Genomic DNA, 19,157 nt, shown 5'->3' with positions numbered 1-19,157 from the left:
CGCCAATCCCAATACTGATGCGGGCAGTGGGGAAAAGGCAGAAGTTGTGAATTTTCTTTGACCAGGACCTTGGTTCTAGTATAGGTCTTAAGAATCTATTAAAAGTGGATTTGGCTTAATACCAAGGGTAAAGCGCTATCATGATAACGTTGGAATTATTACGGGAGGATTGCTAAAATGGATGTAGTAAAGAAGCAAAAAGGAGAGGATAACAGATGGCCATTGCCGAAGTTACTGTCATTCCCATCGGGACGGGAAGCACCAGCCTTAGCAGTTATGTAGCAGAGTTGCAGCATGTTTTAGAGAAGCAGTCAGGGATTACGTATACGCTAACCTCGATGAGCACCATTATTGAAGGGCCGTTGGATGAGGTGTTTTCTGCCATTCGGGCCATTCATGAAGCACCATTCCAGTCTGGGGCAGGTCGGGTATCCACTTCGATCAAAATCGATGATCGCCGCGACAAGGCAAGCTCGTCAGAGCAGAAGCTGCGTTCGGTGCGGGAGAAGCTGTAGCCCTTGGCAGCAGCCAGATATGAACCTGGGATATATGCTTTAAATTGGTGCTTGCATTATTCATAAAACGAGTTATAATAATTCCTGTTCGCAAAAATGACTTGCTGGTGTAGCTCAGTTGGTAGAGCAACGCATTCGTAATGCGTAGGTCGGGGGTTCGAGTCCCTTCACCAGCATCCTTAACAAGTCAAGTGTAGCGCGGCCTCCGGGATTTTCGGGGGCCGCGCTTTTTGGTGTGAAAGGGGTGGACTACTTAAAAAACGCAAACAACGCGCACCGATTGAGTATGGCACGCGCTGGCTGCTTAGCTTTGTATCTGTTTACTTGACTGAAGTGAAAAATGCATAAATTTACTGTGCTTTTTGAATAGTTGATACAGCTAGTAGGATAGAGATAGTCGTACCGCCACTTATGTTGTCAAATGAATACTGTGCTGCTGGGACGCCCCTCATAGTAACAAAATCATTGTCAAGAATATCGCCGGTAGAACCAACATAAACGCCCACTATTGAATTATCATCTTCATCCAAAATATGAACTTCCGCTACTGTTCCAACATCAGTCTCTTCCTCTTGAATTTGTACTACATACCCACTAGTTACTATCATCTTGTCAAGATAAGGAGAAACGTTTTTAAAAAGATGCCGTGAAGTTACAGTTTGATCAACCTCGGTCTCGGCTTCTCTTTTCAGATCTACAGTAGTTGCTGGAAAAAGTTTGTAATGATCGACTATGTAGTTGTAGGTCTTTTCATTTAATTGTTCCCCCCACAGGCTGAAATGATTGAGGCGATGATAAAAATTAGTGCAATAACTTTAAGACCTTTCATATAAATTCACTTTCTCTTTCTTGGTCCCCATCGGTTGGGCGATATGAGGAATAAAATCCATGAATTTTTTTGTTAGGGGCTAAGTGGAACGCAGATAAGCTGAATATAATTCCTCTTGAAACTGAAAAAAATCTGTACAAGGCTGCACACTTTTGTGGAGCAGAAATAATTCTTTAGTCACACAATACTAGGTTAGGGATAATTCATCGTAGAGGTGTGAGATAGGGATATGCCGACTGCACTTCAGGTTAAGCTAAAGCCTAAATCTGAGCCTAACGATATCAGGCATTGGACTGATTATTGAAATTACTGAACCTTTTTCCCCGCAAGAGCGAATTAAGGGGTGTAACACATTTAGGAGGGGCCCCATGAATGATAATGAGTTACTACCGTGGCTTGAGAAAGCGACGTTGGGCGACGAGTCGGCCTTTCGGCTTGTCTATCAAGCGACTCACCAAGACGTCTATCGAACGATTGCCTTTCTTGTCTACAACAAACAGGACATTGAGGATATCGTGAATGAGGTTTACATGTGCATGTGGCGGTCGTTTCACAAGTATGATCCGAACCGGCCGTTTCGGTATTGGCTGCACGGGATCACTGTGCGTCAGGTCCAGGATTGGAAAAGAAAGGCCTGGCGACGAATTCGTCTCTTTGGACGAACTCGTCAGATGACTTCCGAACAAGTTGAATGGACGGACAAAGCTGTCCTGCAGTCCGAAACTCAGCATGAACTGTTTAAGCTGGTCCGCCAGTTATCTTACAAACTACGAGTGGTCGTCATCCTGCGCTATTTTCACGACTATGCTCTGGAAGAGATCGCAGACATGCTGCAAATTCCCGTGGGCACGGTGAAATCCAGGCATCATCTGGCATTGAAAGAACTCCGGAAACGAATCGAAATGACAGGAGGAGATACGTATGTCCATTGACAAGGAATTGCGTGAAGAGCTTTGCCAGGTGGCAGATTCGATGCACTGCCCACCCGAGTTGTATGGACGTGTCCAACAGTCCTATCAACACTATGTGAAAGAAAAGAGAGGTAGATATTCCATGAAAAAACGCATGATCGCAGGTATTATGGCAGCAGCAATCCTGATCCCGTCTGCCGTATTTGCTTCTTCCTACTTAGCTGATGATATATTTGGTTCTTCGACACCCATTGAACAGCACGGCGTTTCGCAGGAGGATTATCAAGCCATTGAGGAAATGCTGCAAGGAGCAAAAGGCAAGCTTACGGAAGATGAGTTTAAAGAGTATATGGAGCTAACCAGACAAATCGTACAACTAAAGCTGAAGATCACCGATGAAAACGGGGTTACACATGAAGAGAAGCTGACGAAAGAAGAACAGCAGCAGTTCGAGCAGCTTAGCTCCAAGCTTGCCCCGTACTTTGAGAAGATTAATGGAAACGCCAAGCCGTAAAAAAACAAGCAGGAACCCGTCCCATGTGGATTGGGGACCTGCTTGCCTATTGCAAACGAGCTAACGATTTCAAAGAGTCTGCGATTTTCGCCAGGCTCTTTTCTTTTGCCCAAAAGGAAGAAACATCATCTATGAATATATTACCTGGACTGCTATAGTTATAGAAATTGGATTTTTGGGGAAGGAAATCATATGCTTAGAGTATAGGAGTGATAGAATATGAAAAATCATAAAATGCTTTTGGCGTTATGCGGCGTTATCGTACTGTTGGGCTTGATGACCCCTGCTGTGTCTGCTGCGAAGATCCCGGTAAGCGTGCAAGTGGACGATATGTCCCTGAAGTTTCCTGATGAGGAGCCTTACTTTGAAAGCAACCGAGTCTTAGTTCCAATTCGCTTCGTCAGCGAGGCATTGGGGGCCAAAGTCGAATATAAGAAGGAGTCCGCAGGCAATCAAAAAGAGCGAGTCGTCTACGTCAAGCTGGATGGGAAAACGGTTCGGATGCCGATTGACTCAGATAACGCAACAGTAGATGGTGATATTGTGAAATTGGATGTGCCGGCGAGAGATCAAGGTTCCCGGGTATTCGTGCCGCTGCGTTTTGTCAGTGAAGCCCTTGGGGCTGACGTAGAGTGGAATCAGTCTAAGCTGTTGGTCAGTATTTACACAGAAGTGGAAACAGGCAGCCCGATTGCCGGTCATAATAATATGTACAACACAGATTTTCAGTGGAGAGATGGACATAACAATTTGGCGGAGCAGCTTTTCGTAAATAATATGAAGACAGAGAATGGAAAATTGACCTTCAAAATGCCTAGCGGTGCTATGGGCTATGCCGGAAATACAGAGTTTATTACTGGTAAAAGCTATTCCTTTGACTTGGGTAAAGGGGTGCTCACGTTTGCCAAAGTCTATCCGGATCAAGGGGAACAAGAAGTGTATACGATATCCTTGGACAGTAGCGCCAACGAGGATTTGAAGGCACTATTTAACGGAGTGAAGGACGCCATTGTCATTGGCGATAAAGGGGCCGCGGCGCCCCTTGCTGAAGTGCTCAAATTAGCCCAACAATTAAAAAATTAAGATAAGAAGCGAGGTGAACAGGTTGCCAGGTGCTCCCGTGGTTCACCTCGCTTTTAGGAAGTGGAGGCCATATATGGAGCCAAATTATCATATTGCAAGTCTATAGAGCCTTGCCCGAAGAGACGGGGGAAGTCATGGATGAGAAGCCTATAGCTATAGCTGAATGATATGCTGCTGATCGGAGGAAGAGAACGGCTTCATCAAGCTATGCAGCTTTACATTGCCAGTGAGATGCTTGGCTGTTCCGTTCACGGTATATTTGATCTCGATATAAACGTTATCCTGTGCTTTGACCTTGACATTCTCCATCAGATATCGGGTATCGTAGTGTCTTTTTCCTTCATAAGTATCTGGCAGTGTAAACGGATCGCCGGCTTGATTTACTGACAAAATCATCTGATCTTCAATCGATATGCCGTAGACGATGCCTGCGAACTGCTGATCTGCCCCGGTGACCTCCAAGTCATGTCCTGTGACGTATACGGAATTAGAACCCTGGTTAACAACAAATTCAAGACCTTGCAGGCGAAAATCGTCGGTTTCTACAGTGAAGTTATACACCTTTGGAACCTGCTTAAGCTGAAATTGCTGAACAGATAACACAATGACCGCCACAAATAAGATGAGGCTGATCGAGGTTAAGACGTAACGTTTCCTCAATATAATCCCTCTCCTTGGCTCGTTATGAGTTAATAATATAGCATAAAATCGCTTTTCTTACTGTAAGGCAATTCTCAATTTGTACGTACCCAAGAAAACATATTATTCAAGGAGGTCCGTTTCAGCTATGGAGTTCTGTCCTTCCGGTCGCATCAAGGTACCTCCCGGATTTTGGGCTGGGTTAGGGTTGTTGGGAATAACGGCTTCTGATGTAGCCCGTAGCGCGGGTCTGCCTGTTAGCATTACTACTGCTTCTGAAGTTACGACCCATGAATACTTTATGATTTGGCAAGCCTATTCTGAGCTTGCCGGGGATACGGGCTGCGGGGATCATTAAGCTGGCTACCGTCTTTGAGACGGCAAAGTATCCACCTACCGTGCTGGCAACCTATCATGCCCGAAATTACCGTGATGCGCTGAAGCGAATGGTTCGTTATAAGCGACTATGTCCTCCTGAAAGCTTGCGTATATCCGAGATAGGTGAGCAATGTCAAATAGAGTTGGAGTGGGTGGATACCCAAGCGCCGGGCCCACCACTGCTGATGGGAATTACATTGGCGTTGCTGCTGGAGCTTGGGCGCAGAGGGACCGGTCTGCCCTTGAAGGCGCGTGATGTTGAATTTCAGTCTCCGATGGGAGAAGTACAGGCGTTAGAAGCTTATTTTGGCTGTCCGGTCCGTACTGGAACAAAATTCAATCGCTTGACGCTGCATCGTCCGGATTTGGATCGCCCGTTTAGTTCATATAATGAAGAATTATTGGAGATTTTAACCCCTGCCTTGGAAGAAACGCTGGAGGTAGAGCGCCGTGGCCATTCGATGAGCGAGAGGGTTAAGTGGATTATCAAACAGAGTCTCTCCGCTGGACGTCCAGAGATTGGCTTCGTCTCCAAGGAACTGAGCGTAAGTAATCGAACCTTGCAGCGTCGGCTTACCGAGGAAAATACGAGCTTCCAGCTTCTGTTGACACAAGCCCGCCAAGAGCAGGCCCGTGAGTATTTGACAAATCCCTCCCTTGATATTAAGGAGGTGGCTTTTCTGATTGGTTATGAAGATCAGAATTCATTCTATCGTGCTTTCCGGCTGTGGGAGGGGGATACACCGTCTCATTGGCGTGCCAAGCGAATAGGGACCCCGGTATAACCCGGAAGGGAAGAGGGCTCTACATTTTTATTCTTTTGGCAGCTTCGGCAAGTCATTTGGCGTCACAGACTAGTTACGTCTGTCCTCAGGCCAAGTAATATAATCCCTATCCGAAAGCCAGAGTGCTTTTGAGATTGATGGATAGGGGAGACATGCATCATGGATATGGGTTTAAAACATAAAACGGCTTTGGTTACGGGATCAACGAAAGGCATTGGAAGGGCCATCGCCATGGAGTTGGCTAGCGAAGGGGTGAACGTACTCGTCAATGGGCGGAGTGCCGAGGAGGTAGCCCGGATGGTTCAGGAAATTCAGGCCGAGTATCCGAAGACCAGCCCTCAAGGGGTTGCAGCAGACCTTGTCGATCACCAGCAGAGAGAGGCTTTATGTAAGAAGCATCCCGACATCGACTTTTTGATTAACAATATGGGTATATATGAAATGATGCAGTATGAGGATACTGATGATGACGTGTGGGAGAACTACTTTCGGACCAATGTCCTGGCTGCTAACGGATTAACTCGCTTTTATCTGCCGCGAATGCGGGAGAAGAAGATGGGGCGCATTATTTTCATAGCTAGTGAAGAGGCTGTTATGCCATCGGGAAAAATGCCCCAATATGCGGTTACCAAATCCGCGTTGTTATCCTTATCCAAGAGCTTGTCCAAATTAACAGCAGGGACCGATGTAACGGTGAATACGATCATGCCGGGACCAACGTTGTCGGAAAATGTGCAGCAGATTATTGAAGGTGTCTACGCCAACGAGGATATAAGGTTTGAGGAGAAAGAACAGCGGTTTATGGCAGCCCGTCTTCCTCAGTCTGAGCTGCAGCGATTCATCCGCCCTTTCGAAATTGGCAGATTAGCTGCTTTTCTGTGCAGTCCACACGCCTCCGCGTTCAGGGGTTCTCCACTGCGCATGGATGGGGGCATGGTACCCACGATTTTTTGAAATTGCACCTATAATTGTAGACATGAATATACAAGGGAGGATGATTTCATCATGATTACCGATATGGATGTCGCCAGAGGAACGGGCTCAGGCCATCGTGTACACCTCCGGGGAACACTGTCCGATGTGTGAATAAAATAGAATAGATTCACCACACTTTAAAGAAAACATAAAAGGGCAGCCGATATGGCTGCTCTTTTATAATCATTAATCAATTAATTTAAGGCCGATGACCGAGGCAAGAATGAGTCCAATAAAGAACAATCGCAGCAAGCTTTTGGACTCCCCATAGAGAATCATCCCAAGCAAGGCGCTGCCAACCGTTCCGATGCCAGTCCAAATGGCATAGGCGGTTCCCATGGAGATGTCCTTCATGGCGATGGCCAGGAGCACAAAGCTTAGCGCGAATCCGCCAGCCATGATCAGAAAAGAGCGCGCCGATGGCTTCTGATTGACAAGTGTAATGCCCATCACCCCAACGACTTCAAAGCATCCGGCCAAAATCAAAGCTACCCAACTCATGACATGCCCCCCTGCTTCGGTTCTGTTTCTCCTTCTGTGGTTATCAGCTTAAGCCCGATAATGCCTACGAGTAGCGAGAGTATGAGCCAGACCTTGCCCCAGCTAAACGGCACATCGAACAAGACCATTTCCGTCACGACGGTTCCTGCTGTACCCAGCCCGACGAAGATCGCGTATACGGTGCTGGTAGGTAGCTTTTTACCCCCATAAACCAGCCCGGCAAAGCTGATGATTATCGCTACGGCCGTAAGCGCCCATTCCAGCCCATTATTTGCGTGTTTTAATCCTGCGACCCACATGACCTCAAATAAGGCCGCAACAATGACCAGTAGCCAATGCTTGTTCATACGTCTACACTCCTTTTCTCACGCAGCACTCTCCGGGAGGGAAACAGGTAAAGCCCGGAAAGAACACCTGAATAACAGATGCTCCTCCCGGGCTTTTATCCCTCCGTGTACACGTCTATGCGTGCGTTTTCTCTCGGACCTGGCCGATGACGTCTCACCGCGGAACCCTAGAAAACCTGTGGTATAAAGTTATACTGCGTTTCAACTTCAATAAATTATACAACAGATGAGCCGGGTAAGGAACCCCCCTACCTTAAATTATGCAGAAAGAGGGAAGCATTCAGGAAACGCTTGGCCAAGGTTTGAAAATAGGTCGTCTGCACAGACAGCATGGCGATGACGAGAGTGTTGCTGACCGCCTCCTGCTGCTCCGAATTTAATCCCGACAGGCTGGATGCGAACTCATCGGCCTTTTTCTTGATCATGGTTTCCATAAGATGGTCCTGCTTCTTGTCCTTGCTCAAGTGATTGACCTGCAAGTCGAGCACCTGGTCATTATTCTGATCAAGCTCTTCAAAAATGCGAGAGTAGCCGGCGTATAAATCAATAGGACTAATTAGATCCATGGCTTGATCATCAAAGTCATGGAAAATCAGGAGCAACAGCTTACGTATGGATTCCAGGTCTAGGGCAGCCCGCAAATCCTCAATGATGAACAGAATAGCAGCCTGTTCGATAGAGTATTTCTTGCCTAGCTTTGGTGCTCCAATAATTTCCTTCAAGTCGCGCTTCACCCAGTTCTGAACTGCGGTTAAGGCAAAATGATTGTATTCAATTTGAGATCCCAAGGACACAATATCATTAAGCGATAGCCCGAGATCCGAAGGATTTATATTCATGAATTTCTCAAAGATCGGAGGCAGGGCGGTGGAGATAAAAGCTCCTAAGGATTGGCCGCCTTCGATATGTTCCCTGTGGGACTTAGCCCAGGCTTCCTGCAGGATGTTTTTGGGAGCTTTTTCACTCTGCCCGTTCAAGCTTAGCAGGAGCTGCGACATTTCCCAGCGAGTAAGGTGGAATGTTTCCATATCTAAATTCCTCCAAATAAGTTCTTATGAACCTATCCTACGACGGTGAAGAAAAAAAGTCAAAGAAGAAGCTAATATAGGGTGAATGGGGGAAATACCCTCAGGAAGTTCATTTTTGGTGAAATTTGCCCGAAACCAGGACATGAGAAGGATTGAAAAGGTCATTTAAACTTTGTTATTATAAGTTCATAAGAACTTATACATATTAGGTTCTGGAGAATTGAAGTTATAAACCTATTGAGGAGTGTTGGCATGTACGCTTTAAATTTGTTTCTTGTGGCCTTGCTAATTGTGGCCACCGCCTTTTTCGTGGCTGCTGAATTTGCTATTGTCAGGCTAAGGTCCAGCCGTGTTGATCAAATGGTGATTGAAGGTAAGAAGAATGCCTTAGCTGTACAACGGGTAACCAGCAATTTGGACGGCTACTTGTCTGCATGCCAATTAGGCATCACGATTACCGCACTCGGCTTGGGTTGGTTGGGTGAGCCTACCGTAGAGAAAATTTTGCATCCTGTCTTTGATCGATATGGATTGCCAGCAGAGGTTAGCAGTATTCTGTCATTTGGTATTGCCTTTGCCTCGATCACCTTCCTTCATGTGGTGCTGGGTGAGCTGGCCCCGAAAACGGTAGCTATCCAAAAGGCGGAAATGGTCTCGATGATTACCGCCAAACCACTTATTTTCTTTTACAAAATCATGTATCCATTCATCTGGGTGCTCAATGGCTCTGCAAACCGCCTGGTACGGATTTTCGGAATCAGACCAGCCAAAGAGCATGAAGAAGCCCACTCTGAGGAAGAGCTGCGCATTATCTTAACGGAGAGCTATCAGAGCGGGATGATCAATCAGGCTGAATACGGATATGTGAGTAAGATTTTTGCTTTTGACGAGTTGTTGGCTCGCGAGATCATGGTTCCACGCACGGATATGATGTGTCTGGATGTGGACATGGATCAGAAGACAGCACTTCAGATGATGAGAACAGAGCAATATACCCGCTTCCCTGTCATAAAAGGGAACAAGGATCATGTCATCGGCTTTATTAATACGAAGCAATTGTTCATGCAATTAAGTGAAAATCCGAATTTGGAAATTCATAAGCTGGTGCAGCCGATTCTTTCGGTTTCCGAGGTTATGCCGGTGAAGAATTTGCTGTTGCGCATGCAGCAGGAATCTGTGCATATCGCAGTTCTGGTTGACGAATACGGTGGAACCTCAGGCTTGATTACCATCGAGGATATCCTGGAAGAGATCGTAGGTGAAATTCGCGATGAATTTGATACGGAAGAGAAAGCGGATGTGGAGCAGTTGGGAGAGAATCATTATCTGATAGATGGCAAGGTGTCGCTGGAATCGGTGTGTACCCTCATGAACATTGAACTGTTGGATGAGGATCTGGATACGATTGGAGGCTGGGTTTACACGCAGAATCCGACCTTGCGAAAAGGCAGCGAGTGGATTTATGGCGATCTTAAGTTTATCGTGCGTGAGAAAGACCGTCATCGGATTCGTAAACTGGAGATAATGAAGCTGGAAATGGAGGAGAAAAGGGGGCTGGAGGATGCGGAAGGAATCCGAACGTTTGATTCGACGTCTGAAGACCAATGACCTACGTGCATTTAGAGCACTGATTGATATGTATTATGGCCGGGTATTTGACTTATGCCTGTGGATTTGCCGAAATACGCATCATGTACAAGACTTGGTGGTGCATACCTTTGTCACGGCCAAGCAGCGGATTCATGAATATGACTTTACCGTTCCCTTTGAGGTATGGCTTTACTCGATTGCGGTATCCGATTCTTTGCAAGTCAGTCATGATGAGGAGCAGCTCAACATCACATCGACCGACGAGGTTGAGCAGTGCCTCCGGCAAATTCCGCTGTATCCAAAGCTCACCTTGGTTCTGAAGTCCGTTCATCATCTGACGCTGGAAGAGATGGCTTATGTCTTGAACTGTAAAGTTGAAGCAATAAAAGCATATTTGCGACAAGGCCGGGAGCTGCTGCAAGTACAACGTTCAAAGCAGATGAAAACCGAAATGCTGGTTGGCAGTTAACACAAATTTGCCCTTCCCTCCATATGGAGAGAAGGGTGAATTCACTTTATTCCATGACTCTTATGGCATGATAGGCCTCATGAACAGCATCGATGATCTTGCGGGAAGCCACGGCATCGCCAACGGTGGTCAGCGATTTCACATGATTTTCAAGCTGTGCTTCCAAGGAATTCTTGGCCTTGTAGCCTGCGGCGATAATAATGGTGTCGCAAGGCAGCTCCTTGATCTGTCCATCCTGCTCGTAAATGACGCGATCCGGCAAGATTTGCGTCACCTTGGCTTTGGCCGCGATGTTGACCTGGCGGTCGCGCAGCATATCCCGCAGGGACAGGTCATTATTTTTACTGTGAGCGACGGTCTTCAGGATATCATCCAGCATTTCGATGATCGTCACCTCGTGGGCGGCCTCCTTCATGAAGGCGGCCGTCTCACAGCCGACAAGCCCGCCGCCAATGACGACGACCCGGTCACCACAGGTGCGTTCGCCAGTAAGGTAGTCGTTGGCCGGATGAGCAAATTCTACGCCCGGGATCGGAGGAATAACACTGGTCGAGCCTGTAGCCAGCACCACCTTATCATAATTGCCGTGAATGATTTCCTCAGCAGTGGCTTCTTTACCAAAAAGCACCTTGACTCCCAGCTTGTTGATTTGATGCTCCATATACTCAATTAGCTTCAACACATCCTGTTTGAAGGTAGGGTTGCCTGCAGCATGCAGCGTGCCTCCAAGTCTGGAGCTCTTCTCCCATAGCTCGACGGTAAATCCGCGCTTGGCTGCAGTGATTGCGGCTTCCATGCCGCCGGGGCCACCGCCAACAACGAGTACGGAACGCGCTTCCTTCGTCAGAGTGAGCTGGTAGTCGCGTTCAGCGTAGCATAGCGGATTGACGGCGCAGTAATAATGCTTGCCGCTAAAGCCGCCGAACAGGCACTCATTGCATCCGATACAAGGGACGATATCTTGATAATTTCCTGCCTTGACCTTATTGGCCCAATGAGGATCAGCCAACATCTGGTGTCCTAAAGCGACGAAATCTGTTTTCTCTTCTTGCAGCACTTGCTCCGCCAGATCGGGGTTCTGCAATTTGCCTTGGCTGATGACGGGAATGCTGACATTTTGCTTAATGATCGCAGCCACCTCAACCTGATGAGCTTGTGGCTCATATACGGTGGAGATTGCCTTGTACCAGACCTCGTAGCAGCCGACGTCTACATGAAGGGCGTTGACCTTCGCCTGCTCGAAGATTTTCGCCATTTCGATGCCTTCGGCTATTTCCCGTCCGCCTTCAATGCCATGATAGGCTGTGTATTTCATAATAACCGGAAAGTCCTCGCCGCAAAATTTCCGAATGGACTCAATCGCCTCTAGAGAGAAACGAAGCCGATTCTCCAGACTACCGCCATACTCGTCGGTTCTCTGATTCCACAGTGAGGAATGGAACTGATCCATCAGGTAGCCGCCGTAGCCGTGCAGCTCTACAGCGTCTGCGCCCGCCGCCTTGGCCAGACTGGCTGAATAGCCGATACGATCTACCAAATAATGAATGTCTTCTTTGCCAAGCGCCTTGCATTTCAGGTTAGGGAACCAGAAGGAATAGGCATGGTCGCTGGCTGAATAAGGAGCATTGTAGGGATCGGTATACACCATTCTTCCCAGCCCCGGTGTGATTTGTACGCAAACCTTGGCGCCATGATGATGGCATCGTTCGATCATCACCGCCAGCTTTTCGACATGGTGAAAGTTGGATAACTCATTTTCAGGACGTTCTTCAAATCGGGTGGTTGCGATGTTGGCTCCGGTAATGATCAGGCCGACACCGCCCTTTGCCCGTTCTTCAAAATAGTGAATGGCATTGTAGCTGTAGCTGCCATCCGGTTCAGGTTTGGTGCCCATGGGAGCCATGACAATACGATTTTTCAATTTCATACGGCCGATATTCATCTTTGAGAAAATTTTCACAAATAACTCCTCCTTTAACCTTAGTAATAAAAATTATTACCGAGGTAAAGATAACATGAACTACTGCTGATAGCAGTGACATATGTGACAGTTCACTTTGGGTTCTGCCGAGTTTATTGATATAATCAATTCCAGTGTTTTGTATTGTAAAGTCCAGTGAAACGGTGTGAGAAGAGGGATGAAAGAATGAACAAAATGCTTGCCAGGGAGCGAATTTTAGAGATAGCTTACCGCCTTTTCCAGGAAAAAGGGTATGACCATGTCACAATTAATGAAATTTGCGAGCAATGCCAGTTAACAAAGACGGCATTTTATTATCATTTCGACTCCAAAGAAAGTCTGCTGATGCATTACTACGATGATGTCACCGAGAAGATTAATCAAAGGAGCCTGGCCTTTGTGCTAGCTGATAATTATTGGGAGCAGCTGCTGGTAATTTTTGAAGAGATACTGGATTCCAGCGATAAGCTGGGTGTAGATATACATAGCCAGCTTTTTATTATAAATTTGAAGGAGGACCGGGGAACTTTCAACTTCAATCGGGCCTTGATTGATATCTGTGTAGCCGTGATTGGCAAAGCCCAAAAGGCCGGGCAAATTCGCAATCATGCGGCGGCGGCCGAGCTGTTCCAAGCGGCGAGCTTTCTATTTACGGGCTATGAGGTGATGTGGTGCATCAAGAAGGGAGGTTTCGACCGCAAGCAATGGGTACGGCAGTCCTTGGAGGCCTTGTTTGATGTGGCGCCAGAGCTGGCGTCTACTCAAAGGCTGGATGCCGGGCAAATTTTTCGCATCTGACGCCGTACCTTGGCCGAGCGAGGAGTATCAAGCCTCGTATAGATCAACCACTTTGAAGCTTTGACATACTAATAGCATATCCGGGGAAAAGGAGAGGCCATACCGTCCAAGTTCCCAGGTGAAGAATTTTTCATGTTCCGTATACCAATAATTATAGCTTAAATCGCCTTCCCCTTCGGACAGAGCAAATTCTTCAGTTACCTCGTTCATCGGAACAATTTCTATGTTAGTATACTGAATAATAGCTAACGGGCGATTTTTCCCATCCAGAACAATATCGTATTGTCCAACTTCGGGATAGCTTTCATTTTCCAATTCATAGACTTTGAAGGATGCACAGGTCCCTGTTTTGATGCCTTTCACAACCAAGTCGCCTAACTCATTGCCCATTTGCTCTGTTCCATCGCCAAACATCCAGGAGTCGGGCGTGTTCGACACTAATTGATGTTGTTTTGCAAATCGTTTCCAATATTGATCTACTTCACTCATCATGACACCTTCCTTAACTATAACACGCTGCTTCTCTCCAAACCGAAGTCAGTCATTCTATATAGTTTACCTTTAATTATCAAGTTTTAGCTACATTATATTTAGAATGGAGAGTTGGCATGAATAAGAGACATGAGGTTTTATTTACACAGCTTCATACCTACCGGAGTGAACTATTGCGTATGGTAGAGGGACTATCGCAGACGCAGGCAGATACAATTCCCCAAGGCTTCAACAATAACATTCGCTGGAATTTGGGACATGTATTTTTGGATCAATATTTATGGATTGGGGTACTCACCAAAGAAGACCTGCCAATTCCCTCAGGCTTTGACAAATGGTTTGGATTTGGAACAAGTCCTGCTCATTTTACGGAGGCAACACCTCCGCTGTCTGAGCTGATAGAATTGTTGAGCAAGCAGCCGACTCTGATACAAGAGCGTTATCGGGAGCGGTTGGAGGAAGAGTTTGCCCCTACCGAAATGGGCATGCATACTATTGAGCAGGTGCTGATCCGAACGATCTTTCATGAAGGGCTGCATATGGGGGCTATCCAGGCACTAAAGCGCAGGCTATAGACAACATAGGCGATCATCAACGTTAGCGGAATACTCGCCACGTCATGACCGCCTGCTCATAGAACTCCGGTTATTTTTTAATCAGCCATGCCTGCAAGTAGCTGTTGAAGGGTTGGAGCGACTGGATTCTGAAGCCGGCGGCTTCGGCAAGAGCATAGATTTCATCAATGCTGTAAAGCTTGATGGAGGTGATTTCTTGTGCAGCTTGGGAGACATTGGCGGCATCAACTGCGGTCTGGCTGCTATAGTCAGGCAATTCGGTAAAATCCTTGGCAGGAGACAGAGGATCAACATACCGCTTCCATGGTGTCGTCAGGAGCAAGCTCCCCTGCGGAATAAGACGGGCATGAATATCCCGAAGCACAGGCAGAGGATTGAAGCGCAGATGCTCCAGCACAGAGGTCAGCAGCACGATATCATAGTGTGCTGAACCGGGAATACCGGCTGCTTCAATATCACGCTTGATCCATTGCATGCCGTATTTGGCGGCGGGTTCCTCCGGCCAATATTCCGCCGTGTTGTCCAGACCATAGCACTCGGCTCCCAACAGAGCGCTGAACAGCAGCAGTGTGCCGTAAGCAGGGCCAATATCCAGTACGCGAGTTTGAGCTCCAACCGCCGCTCTCTCCTGAATCAGTTGGTCAAGAATCAAGACGAGCGGCAGCCAGGTGGAGGTCTCGACTTGTTGAAATTTCAATAGCTCTTCTGATGATGTGCCTTCGGCTTGTTCATGATACTCCCGAATCAGTTGCTGGGCTTGAACAATACGATCCATAATAGCCTTTGGGTCGACTTTCGGCGCTGAAGCCAGAGGCTGCTCGCTTGACGTCATTCCCTCGGAAGGGGGCGAAGCGTTTTGTCCTACCGAGCACAATAAATAGCCAGGCAGCGCCTGTCGCTCTGTCTCTTCAAGCGAGTCGTACCACTGGCGAGCAATCTCCTTCAACGGCCCCGATCCAGCGATAAAGTCCAGAAAGGCCAGGCTGTCGAGAAACCCGATGGGGGACTCCTTCAAGAGGGTCAGACCTGCATCGCGAAATACCTGCTCCATGCTGACCACGGGAGTCTCCTGGCCGTACATCCACCTTCCAGACCGCTCGGCAGCGAATTTTCCGAGACGGTAGGGCAGGGAGGCGGCAGAAGGAGTGAGGATGACCAGCAGCCCCCCAGGCTTGGTGATCCGTATCATTTCCTGCACGATGCGCACCTGTTCCTCATGAGAGAAATGCTCCAGTACACCAGCATTCCAGGTCAGGTCCACGCTGTGGTCGGGCAACGGAATCTCCCTTATGTCGGCCAGCAGATAATCGGCAGACAAGCCTTCCTGTTGGAAGGCTGCCTGGCTGTTAGCCAGGGCTTGCTGGCTATAATCGATGAGAGTAACCTTGGCTCCCTCCTTGGCAAGCCGAAGTGATATTTTGCCGGTTCCCGACCCGGCTTCGGCGATGTGCAACCCGTTTAGCCCCCCGCTCAAAGCAGTAAGCTGCTGATATACGGTTTCGCTTACACTGTCCCATTCGTATGAAACAGGCTGGGACCATAGTCGTTCCCACACATGCTGCTGCAATTCCTCCTGACGAGATGTCATTGTACCTAATCCCTCCTTTAGCTGCTTTAAAGGCGGTTGCTCCGCTGCTTCGGCTCCATATTAGCTCTTCGGCAGCTTATTTATCACGCCTTTAGATAATGCTCTAACATCACTTTGAAATCCGGGTTGTCATGCAGCAAGGCAAGTTGTTCCAGACCGTAGCCCCCGTATTGCCGAAGAAGGCCCTTCCGGTTGAGATCGAAATCCGCCCATTTATCTTGCAGGCTCATGCGCTGCGCCATGGTTGCATGGTACACCCAGCTTGAGAGCAGGCATTTAGGCCGCCAGCCAGTGCGCGTGCCCATGTAGTTAGCGTATCCGACTAACAGACTGTCGTCCTCATAGCCCTGTTTGCCTGTGAAATAGCGCAAATCATACCCACCGATGGACTCCAGCGCCTCCTTGCGATGAATGACGGGATGAACAAAGCCTGGTTGTGTGCCGCTGTGTTGAAGACCAGCCAGTAAGGCGAGAAGATCCTGGTTATTGTCTGGCAAAGGTATTTTCTGCTTCAGGGGAAGCAGCTCTCCCGCAGCCGTCAGTATGCCAGGGCAGATCATGGGCTCGTCGTGTTCATCCAGGTAATGAATGAGTGGCACATGCCAGTTCTCGGGGAAGAGCATATCGACGTGAATTTCGGAAATATAAGGAGTTTGCGGGTAATGGGTGAAAATATGCTGAAAGAGAGCCTGGCGGGCCTGGGCAATTCCAATGTTATGTCCATCGCCAAGTACCTCGGCAGTAACTCCACTACGGAATAGAAGCTTCTCCAGCTCGCTGCGATCAAGCTCCCCCTGATGATAGACAATAACGTGATGCTCCGGGGACTGGCTTAAGCTTTTTAGGCAGGCCAAGGCCATTAACAGATCACTTTCCATCGTATGCTGCCGGATTAGCAGGGGAAGAGTATGAATAATCGATGTACGGCTATTCCGCGTGCTGCTTGAATTCTGATTCCGCTTGATAGGGACAGATTCAGATTGAGGATCAGGAATAGTCGCAAAATGGCCGTCTTCCTTCTCGGCGTTAGCCTCTCCATTTGCTGTGGAAGAGAGTCTTAAGGGCTTGGAGGCCCCGGCAGGGCTATTTTCTTTAATAAAAGTGTCTTTCAGAAATTGCTCTCCGCCAGGCAAATCGCTATTGCGGTAGATATGATAAGCCGGGTAATGGGTATCCACATAAAGGGAAATGCCCAGCGCAGCGGCACGGATGCAGAAGTGACGGTCCTCCCCCCAAAACGAAAGATTATAAATGGGATCGAAGCTAACTCCTCGTATTAGCGCTTCCCTTCTGATCAGCGTGCATGCTCCAAGTCCTCCTATCTTGTACAGGCCTGGAAGCTTAAGCATCGCTATGAACCGCTCATATCTGATCAATATTTCCTCATTCTCCGGTTTCTCCCCCAAGGCTTGCTCCCACTGCGTATATTCGTCCTTCAGCCATACTTGAGGACGAGGGTCGGCTTCAGGCTGCCAGCGGGTCCAGAATATTTCCGATACAATTGCCGCCTCGCTATCATACAGTTGCTCCAGTGTACGTGGATGCAGGAGAATATCCGAATCTATGAGGAACAGGCCATCCGCGTTTTGCTGTACGGCATAGGTTATAATCTCATTCTTGTAGGTCGCAACCTTCCAGATCAACTCATGACTCCAATAATGAGTTGTTTCATTACGGAGATAGGAAGAAGGGGCTTCTTTGACAACGAGGATAGTCTCAGGATGGTTGACTGCAAACGAGCGAAGCTGCTCGGAGGCATCAGGCTCATCATTCTCATCGATAAAATAATAGCTGATCTCAAAAGCTGACGTCTCCAAGTGTTCCAGAGATGCCAGGAACAACTTCAATATGGCAGGCGATTGGCGAATCGGACTGGCAATGATGATGTGAGGCTTGGCTTTTGGCGGGATAACTTCAACCTGATGGGTCAAATCAGTCATTGGCCACCTCGTTAGACAATCCCTTACCAGACTCGGGTTGTTGAGTAGATACGGGTTCGTTTGAGCTTGCTGCTGTGAATGCATTCAAGGTTTGGTCCAGGCGGGTGGAGAAGTAGCGGCGGTTGGCCAGCATGATCTCGTCCTCGGGCCGATAGGATAAGGCGAGCTCATTGTGTTGGCATGCCAGTTCATATTTCCCAAGCTTGTCATAGCAGACGCTTAGCTGCAAATGGGGCAACCAGGTAGAGCAAGTCGGGTTATTGAAGCCCATAAAGTGCTCGGGAAGCGGGATAGCCAGTGCCAACTGATACCAGACGACCGCTGCCGCATAATTTCCCTCATGCAAAAAGTGATAACCGATTCGGCAGCAAGTATCCGGACGAGGGGCATCATATTGCAGGGCTCGCAGCGTTGCCTCCAACTCAGCCTGCTTATTTTGCAGCTCATGGTAACAGTCTGCGAGCTTCCCGCAGGCAGTGATGCGGTCTTCGACCCAACCTTGACCATCCTCCAAAAAGACTTGGTAGTAGTGAATGGCTTTATCCAGCATACCGTGATCCTTCAACTCATTGGCATAATAATAGAGATCCCGCGGAGACAGAGGTTTGCCATCCTCCAGTTGCTTCTCGTAAATGCGCAGATTGCGAGTAGAGTCTCGTTCAGAGCCTTTACCCATATGTTGAATGGAAATATCGCTATTCATGGACTTGCCGCCAACCTGCAGATATTCATGCACGGCGCCAAACCACCGGAAACCAGCTTCTCTCCGGACCAAGCGGTTTCGTCTCAAGCTGAAGGTGCTGTTGCCGTATTTATCACGGGATAAATGGTAGAGCATACTCACGTAATCGACAGTGGGGTCGAGTTGCTCCTTGAGAGCTCTTAGTTTAATACGGTCTTCTTCGAGCAGGAGGTCATCGGCATCGAGCCACATGATATAGTCACCCGTGGCCTGCTCAAAGGCATAGTTGCGCGCAGCGGCAAAGTCATCAATCCAGGAGAAGAAAAAGACTCGGGCCTGGAAGCGTCGGGCAATATCCACGGTGTGGTCTGTGGAGCCAGTATCCACAATGATAAGTTCCTCTACAAGATCGGCCACGGATGACAGACAGCGCTCCAGCGATCCCTCCTCATTCTTGACGATCATGCACAAACTGACGGTAATCAAGGCAAGCCCTCCTCAGATACATAGGTTACTGTTATTCATATTGGGCTAATGGGCTTCATATTCTTAGAGTAT

Annotated in this window: 19 protein-coding genes, 1 tRNA gene, 1 pseudogene and 1 riboswitch; of the genes and pseudogenes, 11 read left to right on the top strand and 10 right to left on the bottom strand. The window is 48.0% G+C overall.

The genetic code is table 11. From position 1 onward, the window contains the following. The first annotated feature begins 215 nt into the window (after window positions 1-215). Window positions 216-515: an MTH1187 family thiamine-binding protein gene (locus C557_RS0100720; RefSeq protein WP_018749892.1), complete on the top strand. Its 300-nt coding sequence runs from the start codon at window positions 216-218 to the stop codon at window positions 513-515. Window positions 516-618: 103 nt separating this feature from the next. Next, a tRNA-Thr gene (locus C557_RS0100715) sits at window positions 619-691 on the top strand. A 174-nt stretch (window positions 692-865) separates the two neighbouring features. Here C557_RS0100715 and C557_RS24775 read toward each other — a convergent pair. Next, window positions 866-1,045 carry a hypothetical protein gene (locus C557_RS24775; RefSeq protein WP_205621578.1) on the bottom strand — a complete coding sequence of 60 codons (180 nt, stop codon included), beginning with the start codon at window positions 1,043-1,045 and terminating at the stop codon, window positions 866-868. A 667-nt stretch (window positions 1,046-1,712) separates the two neighbouring features. On the opposite strand from C557_RS24775, the gene C557_RS0100710 reads away from it, so the two are divergent. The 3 genes from C557_RS0100710 to C557_RS0100695 all read left to right on the top strand — a co-directional run bounded on the left by C557_RS0100710 (window position 1,713) and on the right by C557_RS0100695 (window position 3,852). Next, a complete protein-coding gene (locus C557_RS0100710; protein ID WP_018749891.1) occupies window positions 1,713-2,276 on the top strand; it encodes a sigma-70 family RNA polymerase sigma factor in 564 nt (187 codons plus the stop codon). Next, the gene (locus C557_RS0100705) at window positions 2,266-2,769 is read left to right on the top strand and encodes a DUF3600 domain-containing protein (RefSeq protein ID WP_018749890.1); all 504 of its coding nucleotides are present in this window, start codon (window positions 2,266-2,268) and stop codon (window positions 2,767-2,769) included. The genes C557_RS0100710 and C557_RS0100705 overlap by 11 nt, the downstream gene beginning before the upstream one ends. A 219-nt stretch (window positions 2,770-2,988) precedes the next feature. Further along, window positions 2,989-3,852 (top strand): copper amine oxidase N-terminal domain-containing protein, encoded by an 864-nt coding sequence (locus tag C557_RS0100695; RefSeq protein ID WP_018749888.1) that lies wholly within the window; start codon window positions 2,989-2,991, stop codon window positions 3,850-3,852. Between the two features lie 153 nt (window positions 3,853-4,005). On the opposite strand, the gene C557_RS0100690 is transcribed toward C557_RS0100695, so the two are convergent. Beyond that, complete coding sequence (locus C557_RS0100690; RefSeq protein ID WP_018749887.1) at window positions 4,006-4,512, bottom strand: hypothetical protein; 507 nt, start codon at window positions 4,510-4,512, stop codon at window positions 4,006-4,008. Between the two features lie 127 nt (window positions 4,513-4,639). Between C557_RS0100690 and C557_RS22765 the strand changes: the two are divergent. Both C557_RS22765 and C557_RS0100680 read left to right on the top strand, forming a co-directional pair. Continuing rightward, window positions 4,640-5,654: pseudogene (locus C557_RS22765) on the top strand (AraC family transcriptional regulator). Between the two features lie 159 nt (window positions 5,655-5,813). Next, window positions 5,814-6,608: an SDR family NAD(P)-dependent oxidoreductase gene (locus C557_RS0100680; protein WP_018749886.1), complete on the top strand. Its 795-nt coding sequence runs from the start codon at window positions 5,814-5,816 to the stop codon at window positions 6,606-6,608. A gap of 207 nt (window positions 6,609-6,815) precedes the next feature. Here C557_RS0100680 and C557_RS0100675 read toward each other — a convergent pair whose 3' ends face one another. The 3 genes from C557_RS0100675 to C557_RS0100665 form a co-directional block, all read right to left on the bottom strand. Continuing rightward, window positions 6,816-7,130, bottom strand: coding sequence for a DMT family transporter (locus C557_RS0100675; RefSeq protein ID WP_018749885.1), 315 nt, complete (start codon window positions 7,128-7,130; stop codon window positions 6,816-6,818). After that, window positions 7,127-7,477, bottom strand: coding sequence for a DMT family transporter (locus tag C557_RS0100670; RefSeq protein ID WP_018749884.1), 351 nt, complete (start codon window positions 7,475-7,477; stop codon window positions 7,127-7,129). Before C557_RS0100670 ends, C557_RS0100675 begins: the two co-directional genes overlap by 4 nt. 82 nt (window positions 7,478-7,559) lie before the next feature. After that, window positions 7,560-7,659: riboswitch (guanidine-I (ykkC/yxkD leader) on the bottom strand. A 66-nt stretch (window positions 7,660-7,725) separates the two neighbouring features. Continuing rightward, window positions 7,726-8,505, bottom strand: coding sequence for a DUF1836 domain-containing protein (locus C557_RS0100665; RefSeq protein ID WP_018749883.1), 780 nt, complete (start codon window positions 8,503-8,505; stop codon window positions 7,726-7,728). A gap of 252 nt (window positions 8,506-8,757) precedes the next feature. Between C557_RS0100665 and C557_RS0100660 the strand changes: the two genes are divergently transcribed. Both C557_RS0100660 and C557_RS0100655 read left to right on the top strand, forming a co-directional pair. Further along, window positions 8,758-10,113, top strand: a complete 1,356-nt coding sequence (locus tag C557_RS0100660) for a hemolysin family protein (RefSeq protein WP_018749882.1) — start codon at window positions 8,758-8,760, stop codon at window positions 10,111-10,113. Then, on the top strand, window positions 10,067-10,564 hold the full coding sequence (locus tag C557_RS0100655) for an RNA polymerase sigma factor (protein WP_018749881.1): 498 nt from the start codon (window positions 10,067-10,069) through the stop codon (window positions 10,562-10,564). The genes C557_RS0100660 and C557_RS0100655 overlap by 47 nt, the downstream gene beginning before the upstream one ends. A gap of 46 nt (window positions 10,565-10,610) precedes the next feature. Here C557_RS0100655 and C557_RS0100650 read toward each other — a convergent pair whose 3' ends face one another. After that, a complete protein-coding gene (locus tag C557_RS0100650) occupies window positions 10,611-12,524 on the bottom strand; it encodes an oxidoreductase (protein WP_018749880.1) in 1,914 nt (637 codons plus the stop codon). A 186-nt stretch (window positions 12,525-12,710) separates the two neighbouring features. Between C557_RS0100650 and C557_RS0100645 the strand changes: the two genes are divergently transcribed. Beyond that, complete coding sequence (locus tag C557_RS0100645; protein WP_018749879.1) at window positions 12,711-13,322, top strand: TetR/AcrR family transcriptional regulator; 612 nt, start codon at window positions 12,711-12,713, stop codon at window positions 13,320-13,322. A gap of 27 nt (window positions 13,323-13,349) precedes the next feature. Here the strand turns inward: C557_RS0100645 and C557_RS0100640 are convergent, their stop codons facing one another. After that, a complete protein-coding gene (locus tag C557_RS0100640) occupies window positions 13,350-13,811 on the bottom strand; it encodes an ASCH domain-containing protein (RefSeq protein ID WP_018749878.1) in 462 nt (153 codons plus the stop codon). Between the two features lie 119 nt (window positions 13,812-13,930). On the opposite strand from C557_RS0100640, the gene C557_RS0100635 reads away from it, so the two are divergent. After that, entirely contained in the window at window positions 13,931-14,389 is a 459-nt protein-coding gene (locus C557_RS0100635) for a DinB family protein (RefSeq protein ID WP_018749877.1), read from the top strand. Window positions 14,390-14,459: 70 nt separating this feature from the next. Here C557_RS0100635 and C557_RS0100630 read toward each other — a convergent pair whose 3' ends face one another. The 3 genes from C557_RS0100630 to C557_RS0100620 all read right to left on the bottom strand — a co-directional run bounded on the left by C557_RS0100630 (window position 14,460) and on the right by C557_RS0100620 (window position 19,085). Next, entirely contained in the window at window positions 14,460-15,977 is a 1,518-nt protein-coding gene (locus C557_RS0100630; RefSeq protein WP_018749876.1) for a methyltransferase domain-containing protein, read from the bottom strand. Between the two features lie 83 nt (window positions 15,978-16,060). Continuing rightward, window positions 16,061-17,917 carry a glycosyltransferase family 2 protein gene (locus tag C557_RS25310; protein ID WP_018749875.1) on the bottom strand — a complete coding sequence of 619 codons (1,857 nt, stop codon included), beginning with the start codon at window positions 17,915-17,917 and terminating at the stop codon, window positions 16,061-16,063. After that, the gene (locus C557_RS0100620; protein WP_018749874.1) at window positions 17,910-19,085 is read right to left on the bottom strand and encodes a tetratricopeptide repeat-containing glycosyltransferase family 2 protein; all 1,176 of its coding nucleotides are present in this window, start codon (window positions 19,083-19,085) and stop codon (window positions 17,910-17,912) included. The genes C557_RS25310 and C557_RS0100620 overlap by 8 nt, the downstream gene beginning before the upstream one ends. Window positions 19,086-19,157 lie beyond the last annotated feature (72 nt).

The organism is Paenibacillus sanguinis 2301083 = DSM 16941 (assembly GCF_000374825.1).
In the GTDB taxonomy this organism is placed as follows: domain Bacteria; phylum Bacillota; class Bacilli; order Paenibacillales; family Paenibacillaceae; genus Fontibacillus; species Fontibacillus sanguinis.
Note: the sequence above shows the minus strand (reverse complement) of the source record. Positions and strands in the feature narration are given on the sequence as shown.